Source organism: Actinoplanes sp. HUAS TT8 (genome assembly GCF_051380535.1).
In the GTDB taxonomy this organism is placed as follows: Bacteria; Actinomycetota; Actinomycetes; order Mycobacteriales; family Micromonosporaceae; genus Actinoplanes.
In genome coordinates this window covers 599,501-618,136 of record NZ_CP195646.1, presented here as the reverse complement: position 1 = coordinate 618,136, position 18,636 = coordinate 599,501, and the positions used below count along the sequence as shown (strand labels likewise).

Genomic DNA, 18,636 nt, shown 5'->3' with positions numbered 1-18,636 from the left:
CCCCGGGCCGCCTCCCGAGGACCGGGACCGCCCGGACAACCGGCCGGATCGCGCGCAAGGCGCGCCGCCGGAGACGGATCGGGGATCACCTCGCGACGGTGTGTCACGGGACAGATCAAGAGACGTACGTCGTACGTGGGGCAGGTCTTGTTTTTTGGGTTTGGCTATTAGCATGTCCCGGTGCTCTCCCCCGGAATCGTGCTCAACGGCCGTTACCAGCTGACCCAACGGATCGCGGCCGGCGGCATGGGTGAGGTGTGGCGCGGCATCGACCTGCTGCTGCACCGTGACGTCGCCGTGAAGGTGCTGCTGCCGGCATTGATGAACGACCGCGAGTTCATCACCCGGTTCCGGTCCGAGGCACGCATGATGGCGCAGCTGCGGCACGGCGGCATCGTGCAGGTCTACGACTACGGGGAGAACGCGGTCGTCAACGGCGACCGCTTCGACTACCTGGTGATGGAGTTCATCGAGGGCACGTCGCTGTCCGCGAAGATCCAGCAGGCCGGCCGGCTGAGCCCCGGCGAGACGATGTCGATCGTCGCCGGGATGGCCGACGCGCTGCACACCGCCCACCAGTCGGGCATCATCCACCGCGACGTGAAGCCGGGGAACCTGCTGGTCCGGCCCGGCGGCGCGATCGTGCTGGTCGACTTCGGCATCGCCCGCTCGGTCGGGATCACGGGCATCACCAGTACGAACGTGGTGCTCGGCTCGGTCAACTACATGGCGCCCGAGCAGGCCGAGGGCAAGCCGGTGACCGCCGCCACCGACGTGTACGCGCTGGGCGCGGTCGCCTACGCGTGCCTGACCGGCCGGCCGCCCTACGTCGGCGACAACCCGCTGGCCGTGCTCGGTCAGCTGGTCCACGGGCAGCCGCCGGTGCTGCCGCCGGACGTGCCCCGCGGGGTCGCCGCGGTGGTGCTGCGGGCGCTGGCCAAGGACCCGGCGCAGCGGTTCCCGAGCGGGGCCGCCCTGGCCGACGCCGCCCGTAACGCGCTGCGCGCCCCGGCCGGGCCGCCGGCCCCGCCCGCCGCGCCGCCGGGGAACTGGGGAACCCCGACCGTCCGGCGGCCGGCCGAACCGCCGGCGTACCCGACGTACGCGGCCGGCGCCGCGGCCCCCGCCCCCTACCAGCCGGCCACCGCGGCCTACCAGTCCGGTTCCTACGACCGGCCGTCCGGTTCCTACGACCGGCCGTCGGGTTCCTACGGGCGGCCGCTCCCCTCGCCCGAACCCGAACCGGCCGACGACTCCGGCCGCCGGCGCAACCGGGCCCTCGTCGCCAGCGCCATCGGCCTGGTCCTGATCGGCGCCGGCGTGCTCTGGGCGGTCGTCTCCCACAACGGCGAACCGGACGCGGCCGCGGCCGCCACCGGCGGGATCGTCCAGCAGTCGAGCCGGCCGGTCGCCAACCCGCCGACCCACAAGAACGGCGGCGGCAAGAAGACCGCCGAACCGACCAAGACGGTCGACCAGCCCGACCCGGACGAGGACGACGGCGACCAGACCCTGCCCGACGAGGACGGCAGCCCGACGCCCGGCCCGGAAGAGACCGAGGAAGCCAACAAGACCCAGCCGTCCCAGGTCTGCGGCGACGGCTACCAGCTGCTCGACCAGCAGAACCTGAAGTCGCCCGCGGGCGTGGTCAAGGGCCGGATCTACTTCCTCTACCGCGACTCCGACGGGTCGAACTGCGTGGTCACGCTGCGCACGGCCGGGCTGGGCAAGAAGGGCGACGCGTCGGCCTTCGTCCAACCGCAGGGGCAGGCCCGCGCCAGCGTGTCCGGCTCGGTCCAGTACTACGCCGGGCCGATCAAAGCGACCGCGGCGAACACCTGCGTGACCTGGGGTGGCTCGGTCGGGACCCTGAAGTTCGAGAGCGAACCCGAGCACTGCCCGTAGTTTTCCTCAACGCCGCGAACGGGCCGCCGATGATGGCGGCATGACCGGCGGAGAGGTACGAGGGAAGGCGATCGCCCGGGCCGTGATACTCGGCCTCGGGCTCGGCGTGTGCGCACTGGCCGCACTGGCCGTCGCCGGCGTCACCAGCCTGTGGGCGATCGGGACCGTGCTCGCGTACGACCTGGCCCTCCTCGCGACCGCCGCCCACCTGCTGCTGCCCGCCCCCGAGCACGACCCGGCCGACGACGTACCCCCGGTCGACGAGCTGACCGGCCTGCCCAACCGGGCCGCGATGATGACCCGGGTCGAGCGGACCCTGCCGGTCGCCGACTCCGAGCAGGAACCGGCCGGACTGGTCGTGATCGACCTGGACGGCCTGGCCGACGTCAACGAGACGCTCGGCCCCCGGATCGGCGACCTGCTGCTGCAGTCGGTGGCGTCCCGGCTGCTCGGTGCGGTCCGCGACGGCGACATGGTGGCCCGGATCGGCGGCGACGAGTTCGCCGTGCTGCTCCCCCAGGTCGGCTCCGCGCCGGCCTGCCTGGAGACGGCCCGCCGCCTGCTCGACGCGGTGCAGGGCCCGGCCGACCTGGACGGCTTCCAGGTCCGGATCAACGCGGCGGTCGGCGGCGCCGTCTACCCGGTCCACGCGGCGACCCCGACCGAACTGTTCCAGCGGGCCGAGGCGGCCATGCGTTACGCCAAGCAGTCACGGACGCACGCCGCGCTCTACGAGGTCGGCCTGGAGGGCGACCTGGCCCCGCGCCGACGCGCCACCGGCGTCCCGGCCCGGGCCAAGCGCCCCGCCCTGCCCTCCCGCTGACGGCTCAAAAACGGTCGATCTCGGTGAGGTCGATGTCGATCGCGAACGGAACGGTCAGGGTGACCCGATCGTGGAAGATCCCCAGCGGCGAATACTGACGGATCGCCGGATCCAGCTCGTACGCGTAGAGGACGATCTTCCCGTCGACGTCCTCGACGCGCCAGAACCACTCGATGCCGGCGTCCGCGTAGAGCTGCGGTTTCCGCTTGCGGTCGCGCTCCTCCGAATCCGGGGAGACGACCTCGACGACCAGGATCACCGCGTCCGCCGGGTACCAGGTGCCCCCAGGGCCGATCTCGGCGGCGGCGTGGACGAGCATCACGTCCGGTTCCAGCCGCTGGCGCGGGCCGAGCACGACGGACATCTCGCGGCGGGCGCGGTACTGATCCCAGGGGGCGAGGCGGGCGAGCGCGTTCTCCAGCAGGCGCAGCGCCTTCATGTGGAGGAGCTGTTGCGGGCCGGGCGTGACGAGCGACCCGTCGATGATCTCCGCCCGCGGCGGGAGGCCGGGCGTCCGATCGAGGTCCTCGGCCGACCAACCGGCTTCCGGCAGCGTCACGGTCGGCAGTTTATCGATGTGGAGGCGGCGACCGGGATCGTCACCCCCACATCGGAGAGGTGTCAGCCGAGGATCTCCGGGCGCTGCCACGGGGTGTCGTGGACGTGGTGGTCGAGGAAGGCGAACGTCGTCGCGTACCAGACCTTGGCGTGTCCCGGGGTCAGGATCCAGTGGTTCTCGTCCGGGAAGAACAGGAACTTGTGCGGGGTCGTGCCGTCCTCCGCCTTGGAGCGGGACAGCAGGTCCCACCACAGCCGCAGGCCTTCGCCGATCGGGACGCGGTAGTCCTTGTCGCCGTGGATGACCAGCATCGGGGTGGTGATCCGGTCGGCGAAGCGGTGCGGTGAGTTGTCCCGCATCGCGTCCTCGGTCATCTCCCGCCGCCAGTAGTAGGCGACGTCGCTGGTCCCCCACATCTGGTCGAGCGCCCACAGCGAGGCGTGCGAGACGATGGCGGTGAACCGGTCGGTGTGCCCGGCGATCCAGTTGGCCATGTAGCCGCCGAAGCTGCCGCCCATGGCCGCGGTCCGGGTCTCGTCGATGTCGGAACGCTGCTCGGCGGCGTCGGTCAGGGCCATCAGGTCGGTGTACGGCGCCGACCCCCACGTACCCCAGCCGCGCCGGATGAACTCGTGGCCGTAGCCGGTCGACAGAGCCGGGTCGGGCAGCAGCACGGCGTAGCCGCGGGCCACCGCGAGCCACGGGCACCACCGCCACGACCAGCCGTTCCACGAGCCGAGCGGCCCGCCGTGGATCCACAGCAGCAGCGGCGCGGGCGTGGACCCGGCGCCCGCGGGCAGCACCAGCCAGGCCCGCAGCGGGGTGCCGTCGGCGGCCGTGGCCGTCACCTCGGTCAGTGTCCCGGGCAGGTCGACCGGTTCGGCCGGGCCGGCCAGGTGGGTGATGGTGCCGTCGAGCCCGACCCGCACCGGGGCGGGCGGGCTGTCGACAGCTGAGCGCAGCGCGTAGACGGCGCGGCCGTCGGGCGCGACCTGGGCGTCCAGGTACGACCCGTCGTCGCCGGTGAGCCGGGTGACCTGGCCGGTCGTCGCGTCGACCCGCCAGAGCGGCCCGCGGCCGTCGTGGTCGGCGTTCACGATCAGCGAGGCCGAGTCCGGGGTCCAGCGGGGGTCGGCCGGCCAGCGGTCCCAGTCCCGGGTCAGGTCGCGCACCGGGCCGCCGGCCAGGGGGATCACGGCCAGCCAGCGGTCGCCCGGGTCGCCCGCGGTGGAGCGGCGGTAGACGACGACGGCGACCCGGGTGCCGTCCGGGGAGATCCGCGGCGACTCGAACTCGTAGGCCGGTTCGTCGGCCAGGGTGCGGCGTTCGCCGGTGGCGACGTCGATCGTGACGAGGGTGGCGCGGCGCGAGGCGGCCGGTTCGGTCACGGTCCAGATCGCCGCGACGGTACGGCCGTCCGGCGCCAGATCCCATTCCGGTGTCGCCGGGAACGCGTTGCCCACGTGCCCGGTCAGGTCGCGCAGGGCCGGGTGCTCGTCGGGGCCCAGGTCGGCCGTGAGCAGGCGGGTGCGCTCCGGGCCGAACGCGTGGTCCCAGTAGCGGATCGGATAGTCCTCGTACAGGACCGCGTTGACCCCGGTCTCCTTGCGGCGCTCGCGGAGTTTGCGGTCGGCGACCTGGTCGTCCGAGGACGGCAGCAGCGAGGAGCCGAACACGACGGTGCCCGCGCCGCTGACCACCGCGCCGCTCACGCCACCGGACGGCGCGGCGATCACCCGGGCGTCGCCGCCAGCGGCCGGGAGCAGCCACAACGCGGTGGCGGGCTCCTCGGCGGGGTCGGCCGACGGGTCCGGGCGGGCCGAGGTGAACAGCAGGTCGCCCGCGTCCGTGAAGCCGACGGCGGTCTCGCCCTTGTCGCTGTGGGTCAGCCGGCGCGCCGGGCGGGTGCCGTCCGGGTCGAGTTCCCAGAGCGCCGTCGTGTAGCGGCTGCCCTTGCGGTCGGGTGTGCCCACGCCGACCACCAGGCGGCCACCGTCCGGGGAGATCCGCAGGCCGGCGAGCCGCGGCTGGCTGACATAGGCGTCCAGGTCATCGAAGATCACAAAACCTTTCTATCACCGTACGGCGGTGAGCGGCGGCCCGCCGGAATTCCTGGCGACCGCCGCTCGGGGCGGCTCAGTCGTCCGAGCCGTGGCCACCGCGGCCGTGGTCGTCGCCGCCCTTGTCGTCACTGCCGCGGCCCCGGCCGCCGTGGTCGTCCCCGGCCTCCCGGGCCCGCGACCCACCGTTGTCGTCCCCGGCCTCGGTGCCCCGGGTGCGGCTGCCACCGTTGTCGTCACCGGCCTCGGTGCCCCGGGTCCGCAGGCCACCGTTGTCGTCACCGGCCTCCGTACCACGGGTGCGAAGACCGCCCTTGTCGTCGCCGGGCTCGGCGTGGGAGGAGGCGGAGGTGCGGGGCGTCGCCGAGGACGACGGGGACACGCGGACGTCGGCGCCACCCTTGATCCGGTGACGCAGCACCTCCCCGTTCGCCCGGTCCACGTAGACGTCGTGCTCCACCCCGTCGACGATCACGTCCACGCTGAACACCGGCCGGCCGTGCTCGGTCTCGCGCTCCACCGACTCGACGAAGCCGCCGCCGGCCACCCGGACGGCGATCTCCTTGGCCGCTTCCACGCTCACCGCGGCGGATCCCCGTACGGAAGAAGTCGCACTTGCCGACGGCGAAGCCGAGGCCGAGAAGCCACCGTCGGCGGCGAGGGCGGTGCCGGCGACACCCAGGGCGGCGAGAGCGCCGGTGGCGACGAAGACGGCGGTACGGATCTTGAACATGTGTGGAACCTCCAGCTCGTTCGGACTGGTAAGAGGTTCGCGCTCGGCGGCCTATCAGCACGCTGTCCGATCGTTAAGGCCCGGATAAGAAGGTATAGAAACTGTCCAGGGCCGGGGCAGGGTTCGGCCGCACCCTCGACCGGCGTGCTCGGCGGCGCGTCTACCTCGACGAACGGTCATCCCCGGTGGAGGTGGGACATGCACGAGGTGGTGTCGGCGCTCGATGTCGGAAACGCGGTGGACCGGGCGTTGCGTGAGGCCGGTGGCGGGCGGGTGGCCGCGGTCAGCACGACCTGGGAGTACGGCCGGTACGCCTTCCTGGTGCAGTTCGTCCGCGGCGACTGGCTCTGCGTGGCCACCGTCGACGCGGCGACCGGCGAGGTCACATCGGTGCTGGACGAGGGCCCGCGGGTGCCCGGCGACGGTTTCGAGGCGGCAGCCGAGCCGCTCGACGAGGTACGGCTGGAACGGCGCACGGTCTGGGACCTGGCGGCCGACGGCGACCTGGCCTGGGTGGCGACCGACCGCGGGGTCGCGCGGCTGCGCTGGGACGGGCTCGAACTGTGGGTGGACGCCCAGCTGACCACCGGGTACGGCGCCACCCGGCACGTCGCGCCGGTGCCCGGCGGCGTGGTCGGCGGTACGGCCGACGGGCGGGTGTTCCGGCTGGCCGGCGACGGGACGCTCGGGTGGGAGCGGCGGCTGCCGGCGGCGCCGTACACGCTGGCCGCCGACCCGGCCGGGGAGCGGCTGATCGTGGCCACGGCGGTCGGCGCGGTCGAGCTCGACGCGGCCGACGGGCGGACCCTGGACGTGATCGGCGGGCCGGTGCGGGCCGCCGCGTATCTCGCCGGCGGCAACCGGGTGCTGGCCGGTCACCGCGGCGGGCTGCGGGTGCTCACGCCCGGCGGGGCGCTGCTGTGGTGCTGGGACCAGGGCGAGTACCCGGAGCGGATGTGGGTCCAGGACGACCGGGTCTACCTGGCCGGCGAGGGCGGGCTCAAGGAGATCGTGGTCGGCGAGGGCGTGGTCGCGCGGTGGTCGTCACCGGGCACCGAGAGCGTGGACAGCGCGGTCGTGGCCGCCGGCCGGGTGTTCACCTGCTCGGGCGGCTCGCACGTGGACTGCCACGGCTACGCCACCGCGGCGCTGCGGCACCGGGTGCCGGGGCGGCCCGAGGCGCTGGCCGTGATCGGCGGGACGACGCTGCTGGTGGCCGACCGTGACGGCCTGATCTCGGCCCGCCCGATCCAGGCCGGTTAGGGCACGACCAGGCGGAAGCCGACGCCGCGCCGGTTCTCGATCCAGCGCGGGTCACCCAGCTTGCGCCGCAGCGTGGCGACGTGGAAGTCGAGGGTCTTGCCCCGGCCGAAGAAGTTCGGCTCCCACACCGTCTCCAGGATCCGCCGGCGGTCCACGACCGCGCCCGGGTCGGCCGCCAGCAGGGCCAGGAGCTGGTACTCCTTCGGGGTCAGGGGCAGCACCTCGCCGTTCAGGACGGCCTGCCGGGCGCGTTCGTCGATGACCAGCGGGCCCAGCTCCCGGTGCGGGCGCGGGGTCGTGCGGCGGCTGATCGCGCGCATCCGGGCCACCAGTTCCCGGGTGCTGAACGGCTTGGCCACGTAGTCGTCGGCGCCGATCTCCAGGCCGAGCACCCGGTCCGACTCGTCGCCCCGCGCGGTCAGCATGATGATCGGCACGTCGCTGGCCCGGCGCAGCTCACGGCACACGTCGATCCCGTCGATGTCGGGCAGGCCCAGGTCGAGCAGGACGAAGTCGTCGAGCGGGGCGGCCAGGGCGGCGGCGCCGGTGGCGACGTGACGCGACCGGATGCCGTAGCGGCCGAGCCCGTCCATCAGGGGCTCGGCGATCGACTCGTCGTCCTCGACCAGGAGAATCCGCATGTCCGGAGGTACGGATCGGGGCCGGGAACGGTTGAACCCGGGCCGATCCCGGCGCGTAGGACCCGACATGATCCGCCGCCTGCTGCTCACCTACCTCTCGCTGACCCTCGTGGTGCTGGTCGGGCTGGCCCTGCCGCTCGGCCTGGTCTTCGCCCGCGGCGAGCAGCAGCACGCGTCGGCCCAGCTGGAACATGACGCCGAGGTCCTGGCCGCATTCGTCGACGCGTCGCCGGACCAGGTGGACGCGCTGGCCCGCCAGTTCGGGCAGCGGTGGAACGCCCGGGTCGAGGTGGTCGACCGCGGCACCGCACCGCCCGAGCTGGCGACGATCCTTTCCGGTCAGGCGCAGGTGATCAACGCGTCGTCGGACGGGGCCATGTCGGTGGCCGTGCCGATCCACCCCGGCAATCCGGAGCAGGGCGCGGTCCGGGTGACGATCTCGACCGCGTCGATGGCCGGACGGGTCCACCAGTTCTGGACGCTGCTGGCCGTGGTCGGTGTGATCGTGCTCGGCGTCGGTGCGCTGATCGCGGCCGCGCTGGCCCGGTGGATCGCCCGTCCGGTGCGGGCTCTGGAGCTGGCCACGCGCCGGCTGGCCGAGGGGGTGACGCCGGCCGCGTCGACCACGAGCGGGCCGCCCGAGCTGCGTCGGCTGGCCGCCACGTTCACTACCACGGCCACCCGGGTCCAGGAGTTGATCGCATCCCAGCGGTCGTTCCTCGGGCACGCGTCGCACCAGCTCAAGACCCCTCTGGCCGCGATGCGGCTGCGCCTGGAGAACCTGGAGCCGGACATCGGGCCGGCGGGCCAGGCCAACCTGCGGGCGGCGCTGGTCGAGACCGACCGGCTGGCCACCATGGTCGACACGCTGCTGGCGATGACCCACAGCCCGGGCGCGCCGGAGACCGTGCGGCTGACCGACGCGGCCGAGGAGCGGGCGGCGTTGTGGCGCCCGATGGCCGCCGACCGCGACGTCTCGGTGACCATTTCCGGTCAAGAGCAGGTGCGCGTACGGGCGATCAGCGGTTCCGTCGAGCAGATTCTGGACAACCTTCTGTCCAACGCGCTGGCCGTGGCGCCGCCCGGCAGCACGGTCCAGGTCTCGTGGCGGCCGGTGTCGGCCACGGTCGAGCTGCACGTGGTGGACGCCGGGCCCGGGCTCAGCGGGGAGCAGCGGGTGCGGGCGCTCGAACCGTTCTGGCGGGCGCCGGGCGCGCCCAAGGGCGGGACCGGGCTCGGGCTGGCCCTGGTCCGCAAGCTGGCCGAGGCGGCCGGCGGCGACGCGCGGCTGGAGCCGGCCGCGCCGACCGGCCTGGACGCGGTGGTGGTCCTGCCGGTGGGGTAGTCGTGGTCAGCCGTCGTTCAGGTCGGCGAGCCGGGTCAGCAGGCGGTCGATCTCGCCCGTGGTGTTGTGGACGTGGGTGCTCACCCGTACCGAAGCGGTCTTCTCGCCCTGATCGCCTTGACAGTGACCGTCGGCGCGGACCAGGAACCCGTCGGCGGCCAGGATGAAACCGAGGTCGTTGGAGCTGATCGTGCGGTGGCGGAACGTCACGATGCCCTGCCGGCGCTGGACCGTGGACTCGGCGGTGAGGCTGGTCTGGCAGCCCAGCACCTCGTAGGCGTCCAGGGTCGCGAGACCAGCGGTCAGCCGCGCGCCGAGGTCGCGGGTCCAGGCGGCGATCCGCTCCGGGCCGGCCGCGTCCAGCCAGTCCAGGGCCGCGGCCAGGCTGACGATCCCGGCCGTGTTGGGCGTGCCCGCCCAGCCGGCCGGCGCGTAGGCCGGGCCGCGCCGGTTACGGGACCAGATCGCGCCGGTGCCGGGCAGCGCCATCGCCTTGTGGCCGGAGAAGACCAGGAAGTCGACGTCGAGCGTGTCGAGCGAGATCGGCAGGTGACCGATGCTCTGCGCGGCGTCCAGGCAGATCGGCACGCCCGGCCCGGCGGCGTCGCGCAGCCGGGTGACCTGCATGTCGTTGCCGTAGACGTGGTGCACGTGGGTCGCCGCGATCATCCTGGTCCGGGGTGTGACCAGGTCGGCCAGGCGGACCGCGTCGTAGTCGTGGGCGGCGTCGTAGGGCATCGGGATCAGCGTGACCCGGTCGCCGCGGGCCCGGGCCAGGGCGGCCGCCTCCTGCCAGGCGACGATGTTGGCGCTGTGATCGGCGTGCGGGACCACGATCTCGTCGCCGTCGCGCAGCTGCGGGGCGAGCCAGTCGCGGGCGATCGCGCGCAGGCCCTCGGTGGCGCCGCTGACGAAGTGGACCCCGGTCCGGTTGGGTTCGGGGTCGCCGAGGAACGCACGCAGCCGGTCGCGGGCCCGCTCGATGCGGACCGTGGTCCGGTTCGCCCACGGGTAGGTGCCACGGGCGGCGTTCGCGTTCTCGCTGGTCAGGTAGTCCAGGACGGCGTCCAGGACGGGCTGCGGCTTCTGCGCGGTGGCGGCGCTGTCCAGGTAGGCGACGTCCGGGTGGGCGGTCACGATCGGGAACTGGGCGCGCAGCTCGCGCTGCCAGGCGGTGAGGTCAGTCGCGGACAAGCTCGGCTCCGGCGTCGCGCCAGGCGATGATCCCGCCGGCCAGGGAGTGCACGTCCGGGTGGCCCATCCGGTGCAGCAGGGCCGCGTAACGCGCCGACTTCTCGCCGACCGGGCAGACCAGCAGGATCGGCCGGCGGCGGCTGAACGGGAGCCCGGCGTGCAGCAGGTCGGCGAACACCTCGTCGACGATGTTGATCGAGCCGGCCAGATGAAGAGCCTGATAGGCGTACGGGTTGCGCAGGTCCACGACCAGGGTGTCGGTCCCGCCGAGCCGGCGCTGGGCGGCCTCGACGGACATCTCCGGCGCGGCCGTGAGCTCGGCGTCGGTCAGGGTGCGGGTGGTGTTGCGCCGCGGTGGTCGCCCGAAAATTTCCGGGCGGCGGTCACGGACGTACGAAAGATAGCTCTCGATTCTGTCGCAGACGATGAACACAGCGGTCTTGCGGCTGGTCAGGGACCCGTCGACCGCCCGCAGGCGGCGCAGCGCCCCGGCGAACGCGCCCCCGCCGGTCGGCCCGGTCAGGATCCCGCACCGGCGGACCAGGGTGAGCAGCCCGTCGATCGCCTCCTCGGCGGTGACCGTCTCCAGCCGGTCGTAGACGCCCGGGTCGAACAGGCCGACCTCGTGCGCCTCGTCGATCGTCCGGATCCCGGGCACGAAGTCGCCCTTGGCGGCGACCAGGCCGACCACCTCGACCTCGGGATTGTGCTGGCGCAGAACCCGGGCGACCCCGGTCGACGAGCCGGCCGTGCCGACGCAGGCGACGAACCAGTCCGGTGCGCGGCCGTCCAGGTCCTTGACGATCTCCGGGCCGGTGCCGTGCGCGTGCGCGTCGACGTTGCGCTGGTTGAAGTACTGGTCGGTGTGCAGGTAACCGGTCTGTTCCAGCGCCAGCTGCCGGTGCATCCGGGTCAGCGGGTCGTCGGTGTCGGCCGGGTCGAGGCACTCGGACCGGCCGGGCAGCTCGTCGATCTCGGCGCCGAGCAGGAGCAGCAGCTCCTTGACCTCGGGCACCCGCATCCGGTTGGTGACGCTCTTGAACGGCAGGCCGTGCATGCCGGCCAGCAGGGCCAGGGCCTTGGCGGTGTTCCCGCTGGACAGCTCGACCACGGTGTCACCGGGCCGGGCGCCGGCCAGCAGCGGGCGGGCCATGCCCCAGGCGGCGCGGTCCTTGACCGAGCCGAACGGGTTGAGCAGTTCCAGCTTCGCGTACAGGTCGATGTTGGCCAGGCCGTGCACGGCCGGATCGATGCGCACCAGGGGCGTGTTGCCGATCGCCTCGGTGATGTCGTCGTGTCTCACGGGACCTCCTGCCGGGTGTGCACCGGCCAGTACTGCTCGTCCAGGCACCACCGGCGGACGCCGCCGGACGTGTAGACCGCGACCTTGCGGGCGAGCGGCTGGTGCAGGGCCTGCGTGGCGCTGAAGTCCATGAAGTAGCCGGCGGTGTTGACGAAGGCGAGCAGGTCGCCGGGGCGGGGGATCACCGGTAGGTACACCTTGCGGCGGGTGATCAGGTCGGATTCGAGGCAGAGGTTGCCGAGCAGGTAGACGCCGGCCGGGCCGGGGCGGCGGTCGCCGGTTCTCGGGATGACGACGGGGTCCATCAGGACGCCGTGCTCCTCCAGGCTCACGTCGCGGGCGTTGATGTCCAGCCTCACCTCGTCGTTGCTGGTTTCCACCACGCGCGCCAAGATCAGACCGCACTGGTCGAGCAGGGCTCGTCCCGGCTCGACGTCCAGGTCGTACATGTGGTCCAGCAGCAGCTCGCCGAGGGGGCGGCCGCGTTCCGGCGCGGGGGTGCCGAGCAGCCGGTCGAGGTAGGCGGCTCCGACGATCGGGCGATATGCCGGATACAGTGCGAGATTTCCTCGCAAGGTGCCGTTCTCGGCGCGCAGCCCGTACCCATGGTTGTCCCAGGTCAGCGGCGCCCGGCGGCCGAGCACGGCCTGGCCCAGCTCGGACGTCCACCGATCCCACTCGGCACCGTCGGCCAGATAGTTCACGCCGAAACCGCCGCCGATGTCCAGCGACCGCGGCCGCAACCCGCGAGCCCGGCACTCGTCCAGCGCGACCAGGCAACTCTCCAGCGCGACGGCCTTCTCCGGCAGCGCGACGGTGTCCAGGTGGTAGGCCACGCCGGTCAGTTCGAGCTGGTCGGAACGCTTCTCCAGCAGGTCGAGGGCGTCGGCCAGCTCGCCGACCGGGGTACCGAAACGGCTGCGCCGGGCCAGCACCCGCACACCGGTCGAGGTGAACCCGGACAGCCGCAGCGTGACCGGCACCCGGGGCAGCCGGTGACCGGCCACGATGCCGGCCAGCTCGGCCAGCTCGTCACCGGAGTCGGCGCTGACCGTCACCCCGGTGCGGGCGGCCAGCCAGAGGAAATCCCGGTTCTTCGGGCCGGTGGCGACGATCCGGTCCGGCGTGAAACCGGCGCCCAGCGCGTGCTGCAACTCGCCGAGCGAGGCCACGTCCACCCCGGTGTCGCCGGCGGCCAGCTCGCGCAGCAGGGCCCGAGAACGATTCGCCTTGTGGGCGTAGTAGAGACGGCCCGACAGGTGATGCCGACGGTACGTCTCACGGAAGGCCGTGACGTTTTTCTGCAGCCGTTGAGGCAGGACCACGGCCAGCGGCGAACCCAGGGCGTCGAGCAGTTCGGCCAGGTAGTCGCGGTCGTCGAGCAGGGACTGAATGGTTGTGTCGATTCTCGGCGTGAGACTGAGCATCTGTGTCTCCCGATTTCACCGGCGCTTTTCTCAACATATCCGACAACGGGTTTCGGGGCCAGCCGATAAAGGGGTGAAAAAATGCGTCAACGGTTGTGTCCATGATTTGTTATATGAGCATTTGACAATTCATTCATTCGCGACGGCGGCCGGGCTGGTTGCTGCGCTGGCTGCTGGGCTGGTTGCTGGGCTGGCTGCAAACCGTACGTACGTCTTGTTAGATGTGGACATGCGTGTGCTGCTCCTCGCCACGCTGGTGAACGCGTTCGGCAACGGCGCCTACCTGACCACCAGCGTGCTGTTCCTGACCACGGTCGCCGGGCTCAGCCCCGCGATGATCGCCATCGGTCTCAGCGCGGGCGCGGCCGCCGGCGTCCTCGCCATGACCCCGCTCGGCTACATCGCCGACCGCTACGGCCCGAAACGGCTGTCCATCCTGGCCATGATCGTGCTCGCCGGCTCCTACGCGGCCCTGCTCACCGTCCACTCGGTACTGCCGTTCGCCCTGCTCAGCTGCCTCATCGCGATCGCCACGGCACTGGTCAAGGGCGCCAACGGGGCCCTCGCCGCCGCCGGCCGCCTCCAGATGCGCGCGAAGATGCGCACCGTGACCAACGCCGGGATGGGGCTCGGCACGCTGGCCGGCAGCATTCCACTACTGATCCACACCCCTTTCGCGTACGTCGTGATCCTGCTCGTCGACGCGAGCACCTTCCTCGTCGCCGCCGCCCTGCTCACCCGCGTCCCGCCGGTGCCGCCCAGCACCACCCCGGCCGGCGGCCCCCGCCTGGTCGCCCTGCGCGACCGCCCGTTCCTGGCCTTCGCCGCCCTGGACGGCCTGCTCTCCAGCACGTACAACGACCTGTTCGGCATCGGCCTGCCCCTGTGGCTGGCCACCGGCGCCCACGCCCCGCTCTGGCTGATCTCGGTCGCCCTGGTGATCAACACGGCCGGCTGCGTGCTCCTGCAGGTCCGCATGGCCCGCGACGTCCACGACCTCCCCGCCGCCCGCCGATCCGCCCTGCGCGGCACCACGGTGATCGCCCTGTCCTGCGGCCTGCTCGCCCTCACCGGCGGCCGCTCCCCCTGGCCGGCCGCCACCATGATCGCCCTGGCCGCGGTCGTCCACGTCCTCGGCGAACTCCTGCTGTCCACCGGCAGCTGGGGAATCCTCTTCGAGATCGCGCCGTCCTGGGCCCAAGGCCAGTACCAGGGCACCTACTTCGCCGGCCGCGGCCTGGGCGACATGATCGCCCCACCGCTGGTCACCGCCTGCGTCCTGGGCCTGCACTCGACCGGCTGGCTCGTCCTGGCCACCCTGTTCGCCGCCGGCGGCCTGCTCTACCTCCCCCTCACCCGCTGGGCCGCCACAACCCGGCCGGCCCTCACCCCCGCCGCGCTCAACGTATGACGAGGAGGCCCCACCCGGCCGACTTGGCTCACGGTCACCAGCAGACCGACGACAGCTGCCGGCGCCGGCCTGATCGCTGCGGCCGGCACTGACAGCGGGTGCCGTCATCGACTCGAAACGCCGACGGACCCTCCTCGGGTTGCCGGACCGCATGCACACCTGTCATCATGAATAACCGATGGGAGGTTATTCAGATGCAGATTGACCAGGGCGAACTCGGCCGACGGGTGCGCGCGGCCCGCGAGTCCGCCGGCGTCTCGCAGGATGCGGCCCGCAGGGCGATCGACGTCTCTCAGCCGACCTATTCACGGATCGAGAGCGGCGACCGCCCCCTGAGGGGCGACGAGCTGGTCCGGCTCGCCGACTGCTTCGGCGTCCGCGCCGCGGTGATCACCGGACTGCCGGAGGTGCGCGAGCGTGCCCGATTCGCGGCCCGGACCGATGGTGACCACTGCTCCATGGCCGTGATGCGCGAGCGCCTCTACGCCTACCTGGAGCTGGACAGCTATCTGACCGACCACGGCATCTAGGAGCCCGAGCTGAGCGCGAACGAACAGCGGGCACAGCAGCTCGCGGACAGCTTCCGGGCCAGGCACAGGCTCGGCGACGGACCGATCAAGGACATGCACGAGCTGGTTCACGTCACCATCGAGGTGGACGTCATCAGCATCGACGTGCCCGAAACGGAGCACGGGCTTTCGATGCGCGACCCGGTCACCGGCCGCGTCGTGATAGCCGTGGCGGCCACACCGCATCCGATGCGGCAACGTTCGTCGATCGCGCACGAGGTCGGGCATGTGGTCGCCGGCGACCTCGACCGTGACATCCGGTTGGCTCCCGGCGAGCGGTCTCCGGAAGAGATCCGCGCGGACGCGTTCGCGCGGCATCTCCTCCTTCCGTTGGATGCCGTCCACCACCGCTTCGCCTCGGCGAGCGTCGTTCTGACCGATCTCTCCGATCTGGTGCAGGAGTTCGAGGTGTCTCCGTACATCGCCGCGATCCAGCTGCGCACAGCCGGGTTGATCGACGGTGAGACATGCACGGCGTGGAGTGCCCGATCAGCGGCGAACCTGGCGACGACCTTCGGCTGGGGCAGCCAGTACCGTGCGCTCGCGGCCGATTCTTCGGTCCCGCGCGCGCCACAGTCGCTGATGGCCCGCGCCGTCGAGGGCTATCGGCGTGGCGTTCTCGGCATCGGCGAGCTGGCCTCCTGGTACGGGCAGAGTCCCACCGAGCTGGCAAACGAACTGGGCACCGCACAGCCGGTCGACGGAGACGACGAGTGGGACGACGATGCTCCACTCTTCCTCGATGCCGAACGGGAGGAGCCTGCCCCGTGAGCATCCTGCTCGACGCGGGCCCATCCCTGAACTTTCTCGCCGTCGGCCAGCAGAACATCCTGATCCAGGTGGCGGAGTCGCAGAAACTACGACTGGCCGCCCCGGCTCGTGTCGACGGCGAGATCACAGGAATGAGCAAGGACCCGCGCTTCCGGAACACCGCTGTGCTCAGCACCTGGAACCGCCTGAAGAGTTCGCAGCGTGTCGAGATCCTGCCCGACGAGCTCACCACCAGCCGGTTCATCGACGCGGTGGCCAGGATCAGCGGCATGCCCGCGCAGGATCGGGTGCGTAGCGGGAAGAGTCTCGGCGAGATCATGGTGCTGGCGCACGCGTCGGTCTTCGTGCAGCAGGGCGAGAACGTGTTCGTCCTAATCGATGACGGCGACGGACGCCGTCGCGCGAGCCGGGAAGCACGCTGGCTACGCGACAACGGCCACCACCATCGACTGGACCTGTGGTCGACCCGACGTCTTGTGCAGGAGGCGGGCCGCCACGAAGGCTGGATCGTCAACGGCCTGACCTGGCAACAGGTCTACGACGAAATGATCGCGTACGACGACGGGCTCCTGCCTCGGTCGCAGTGGAAGCCAAGGTCCTGAGGCGCGACACCTGAGGACCGATCCTGACCCGGCGCCGGCATGGCCGTTGCGGGCCGGGATGGGACGGTCCGCCTCAGCACACCTTCCAGTCGCCGAGGAAGTCGGTGATCTCGTTTTCGGCGGCTTCGGCCCGGGTCAGCTGCGGCCGGTCGTCGCCGTGCAGCGCGCCCGGCCCGTAGTTGCGGTATTCGGCGAGGCGGGCGTCGCGCCACGGCCAGGTCCCGAAGTCGCTCCACGCGGTGGCGCCGATGTGGTCGCCGATCCACGATTCGCGGATGAGGGTCTGCCCGATGGCGTTGGGGTCGTTGCTCGGGTGCCAGGGGCGGCCCAGGAACACGGTTCCGGCGGGCGCGTCCGAGGTGAGGCGGCAGCGGCTGAACAGCAGGCCGTGCGGGGTGGTGATGTCGGTGCTGGGCGCGGTCACGTACCCGTTGGGGGTGCTGCCGCGGTTCAGCGAGTGGATGTGGCATCGGGCGAAGACTCCGGTGCCGCGCCCGAAGATGAAGTCGACGTCGCCTTCGACGTAGCAGTCCCGGAAGTAGGAGCGGGCGATCACGCCGGCCGCGGTGCTGTTGACGTACAGGGTGTCCTGGTTGGCCAGGAACCGCACCCGGTCGAAGATCAGCCGGTCGGCCCGGGTGAGCACGGCGACGGCCTGCCGGTTGGCGATCTCCGGGTGGGCGGCCTCGTCGAACAGGTTGGCGAAGGTCAGGTTGGTCGCGCGGAAGTCGGCGCCACTGAGGGTCACCGAGGCGCTGCCCGAGGTCCCCCCACGGGGTGCCGTCGGGTTTGAGGGTGCCGTTGGCGCGGTCGTCGGCGATCACCACGTCGCCCGGCGCGCGTCCGAGGCCGCGGAATTCGAGGAAGGTCCGGTCGGCGGGCACGATGACTTGGCCGGGATAAACCCCGGGGCGAATTCCTATGACGTACGGCGTGACCGCGCCCGCAGGTGCCGCGTCGACCACGGACTGGATGCTGGTGCCGGGTTCGACGATCACGTCGATTCGTCGGGGAGCGGCGCCGGCCGGGGCGGACCAGGCGACGGCGCCGCCCAGCGCGGCGGCGGAGAGGAGTGTTCGGCGGTACATCATGCCTCCTGGGCCCGAGCTGGGGGAAAGGGCTTTCCTACCGGGCACGTTAGGCGCTCCGATCCAGATTCGTCAATCACTTGGGCGGTAACACGCCGGCAATGAACGTGATAGCTTGAGGCCACAAGACATCGAGCGACGCCGATGATCCATCCCCCATCGTCGAAGCGCTTCGACGAGTCGATCAACGGCGCCGCCATCCCCCGAGGAGGCGCTTCATGCGCAAACTACGGATCCTGCTGGCCACCTGGGTCGCCGCCGCACTGCTGTTCGTCGCCCCGCAGGCCGCGCACGCCGCAACCTGGGGCTCGTCCGACCAGTGGGCGACCTGGAGCAACGGCGGCTACACGCTGTACAACAACATCTGGGGCAGCGGCGCCGGCCCGCAGAGCATCTGGGCCAACTCGTACAGCAACTGGGGTGTCTGGGCCAATCACCCGAACACCGGCGGGGTGAAGGCGTACCCGAACGCCAGCAAGAGCGTGAACAAGAAGCTGAGCGCGCTCGGCAGCGCCACAAGCAGCTTCAACGTGACCGTTCCGGGCAGCGGGGCCTACACCACGGCCTACGACATCTGGGCCGACAACAACGCGTACGAGATCATGTTGTGGATGAACAAGACGGGCGCCGTCGGCCCGATCGGCTCGCTGCAGACCTCGGTCACGGTGGGTGGCCACTCGTGGAGCGTCTACCGCGGATCGAACGGCGCCAACGCGGTCTTCTCCTTCGTGCGCACGAGCAACACCAGCTCGGGCACGGTCGACATCAAGGCGATCATGAACTGGATCAAGGGCAAGGGCTGGTTCGGCGACGTCACGCTGGGCAACATCCAGTTCGGGTACGAGATCACGTCGTCCAGCGGCGGCCTGAACTTCGTCACCAACAGCTACTCGGCCTCGGCGAGCTGACCCGGGCCGGGGGTGTGCCAGATGTCCGGGAACA

17 protein-coding genes are annotated in these 18,636 nt (G+C 71.7%); 9 read left to right on the top strand and 8 right to left on the bottom strand.

Going from position 1 to position 18,636, the window contains the following annotated elements; genetic code table 11:
• Positions 1–180: 180 nt before the first annotated feature.
• Positions 181–1,905, top strand: a complete 1,725-nt coding sequence (locus tag ACSHV8_RS02670; protein ID WP_436529022.1) for a serine/threonine-protein kinase — start codon at positions 181–183, stop codon at positions 1,903–1,905.
• Positions 1,906–1,945: 40 nt separating this feature from the next.
• Positions 1,946–2,728, top strand: a complete 783-nt coding sequence (locus ACSHV8_RS02665; RefSeq protein WP_436529020.1) for a diguanylate cyclase domain-containing protein — start codon at positions 1,946–1,948, stop codon at positions 2,726–2,728.
• 4 nt (positions 2,729–2,732) lie between these two features.
• Here ACSHV8_RS02665 and ACSHV8_RS02660 read toward each other — a convergent pair whose 3' ends face one another.
• The 3 genes from ACSHV8_RS02660 to ACSHV8_RS02650 all read right to left on the bottom strand — a co-directional run bounded on the left by ACSHV8_RS02660 (position 2,733) and on the right by ACSHV8_RS02650 (position 6,080).
• A complete protein-coding gene (locus ACSHV8_RS02660; RefSeq protein WP_436529018.1) occupies positions 2,733–3,287 on the bottom strand; it encodes a Uma2 family endonuclease in 555 nt (184 codons plus the stop codon).
• A 62-nt stretch (positions 3,288–3,349) separates the two neighbouring features.
• Positions 3,350–5,350, bottom strand: a complete 2,001-nt coding sequence (locus ACSHV8_RS02655) for a prolyl oligopeptidase family serine peptidase (protein ID WP_436529016.1) — start codon at positions 5,348–5,350, stop codon at positions 3,350–3,352.
• Positions 5,351–5,423: 73 nt separating this feature from the next.
• Positions 5,424–6,080, bottom strand: a complete 657-nt coding sequence (locus ACSHV8_RS02650; protein ID WP_436529014.1) for a PepSY domain-containing protein — start codon at positions 6,078–6,080, stop codon at positions 5,424–5,426.
• 198 nt (positions 6,081–6,278) lie between these two features.
• Here ACSHV8_RS02650 and ACSHV8_RS02645 point away from each other — a divergent pair, with 198 nt between their 5' ends.
• Positions 6,279–7,343, top strand: coding sequence for a hypothetical protein (locus tag ACSHV8_RS02645; RefSeq protein WP_436529012.1), 1,065 nt, complete (start codon positions 6,279–6,281; stop codon positions 7,341–7,343).
• Here ACSHV8_RS02645 and ACSHV8_RS02640 read toward each other — a convergent pair.
• Entirely contained in the window at positions 7,340–7,984 is a 645-nt protein-coding gene (locus ACSHV8_RS02640) for a response regulator transcription factor (RefSeq protein ID WP_436529010.1), read from the bottom strand. The two genes, ACSHV8_RS02645 and ACSHV8_RS02640, sit on opposite strands and share 4 nt — an antisense overlap.
• Before the next feature lie 67 nt (positions 7,985–8,051).
• Here ACSHV8_RS02640 and ACSHV8_RS02635 point away from each other — a divergent pair, with 67 nt between their 5' ends.
• Positions 8,052–9,329 (top strand): sensor histidine kinase, encoded by a 1,278-nt coding sequence (locus ACSHV8_RS02635; RefSeq protein WP_436529008.1) that lies wholly within the window; start codon positions 8,052–8,054, stop codon positions 9,327–9,329.
• Positions 9,330–9,335: 6 nt separating this feature from the next.
• Here the strand turns inward: ACSHV8_RS02635 and ACSHV8_RS02630 are convergent, their stop codons facing one another.
• The 3 genes from ACSHV8_RS02630 to ACSHV8_RS02620 are packed head-to-tail and all read right to left on the bottom strand — an operon-like array spanning position 9,336 to position 13,253.
• Positions 9,336–10,523 carry an aminotransferase class V-fold PLP-dependent enzyme gene (locus tag ACSHV8_RS02630; protein ID WP_436529006.1) on the bottom strand — a complete coding sequence of 396 codons (1,188 nt, stop codon included), beginning with the start codon at positions 10,521–10,523 and terminating at the stop codon, positions 9,336–9,338.
• Entirely contained in the window at positions 10,510–11,826 is a 1,317-nt protein-coding gene (locus ACSHV8_RS02625) for a pyridoxal-phosphate dependent enzyme (protein ID WP_436529004.1), read from the bottom strand. Before ACSHV8_RS02625 ends, ACSHV8_RS02630 begins: the two co-directional genes overlap by 14 nt.
• Positions 11,823–13,253 (bottom strand): Y4yA family PLP-dependent enzyme, encoded by a 1,431-nt coding sequence (locus ACSHV8_RS02620; RefSeq protein ID WP_436529002.1) that lies wholly within the window; start codon positions 13,251–13,253, stop codon positions 11,823–11,825. The genes ACSHV8_RS02625 and ACSHV8_RS02620 overlap by 4 nt, the downstream gene beginning before the upstream one ends.
• Positions 13,254–13,482: 229 nt before the next feature.
• Here ACSHV8_RS02620 and ACSHV8_RS02615 point away from each other — a divergent pair, with 229 nt between their 5' ends.
• The 4 genes from ACSHV8_RS02615 (at position 13,483) to ACSHV8_RS02600 (ending at position 16,606) form a co-directional block, all read left to right on the top strand.
• Complete coding sequence (locus ACSHV8_RS02615) at positions 13,483–14,664, top strand: MFS transporter (protein WP_436529001.1); 1,182 nt, start codon at positions 13,483–13,485, stop codon at positions 14,662–14,664.
• Between the two features lie 194 nt (positions 14,665–14,858).
• Positions 14,859–15,194, top strand: a complete 336-nt coding sequence (locus ACSHV8_RS02610; RefSeq protein ID WP_436528997.1) for a helix-turn-helix domain-containing protein — start codon at positions 14,859–14,861, stop codon at positions 15,192–15,194.
• Between the two features lie 93 nt (positions 15,195–15,287).
• Complete coding sequence (locus tag ACSHV8_RS02605) at positions 15,288–16,004, top strand: ImmA/IrrE family metallo-endopeptidase (protein ID WP_436528995.1); 717 nt, start codon at positions 15,288–15,290, stop codon at positions 16,002–16,004.
• Positions 16,001–16,606 (top strand): hypothetical protein, encoded by a 606-nt coding sequence (locus ACSHV8_RS02600; protein WP_436528993.1) that lies wholly within the window; start codon positions 16,001–16,003, stop codon positions 16,604–16,606. Before ACSHV8_RS02605 ends, ACSHV8_RS02600 begins: the two co-directional genes overlap by 4 nt.
• Positions 16,607–16,679: 73 nt before the next feature.
• Here ACSHV8_RS02600 and ACSHV8_RS02595 read toward each other — a convergent pair whose 3' ends face one another.
• Positions 16,680–17,354, bottom strand: coding sequence for a pectinesterase family protein (locus ACSHV8_RS02595; RefSeq protein ID WP_436528991.1), 675 nt, complete (start codon positions 17,352–17,354; stop codon positions 16,680–16,682).
• A gap of 558 nt (positions 17,355–17,912) precedes the next feature.
• On the opposite strand from ACSHV8_RS02595, the gene ACSHV8_RS02590 reads away from it, so the two are divergent.
• On the top strand, positions 17,913–18,602 hold the full coding sequence (locus ACSHV8_RS02590; RefSeq protein ID WP_436528989.1) for a glycoside hydrolase family 12 protein: 690 nt from the start codon (positions 17,913–17,915) through the stop codon (positions 18,600–18,602).
• Positions 18,603–18,636: the final 34 nt, after the last annotated feature.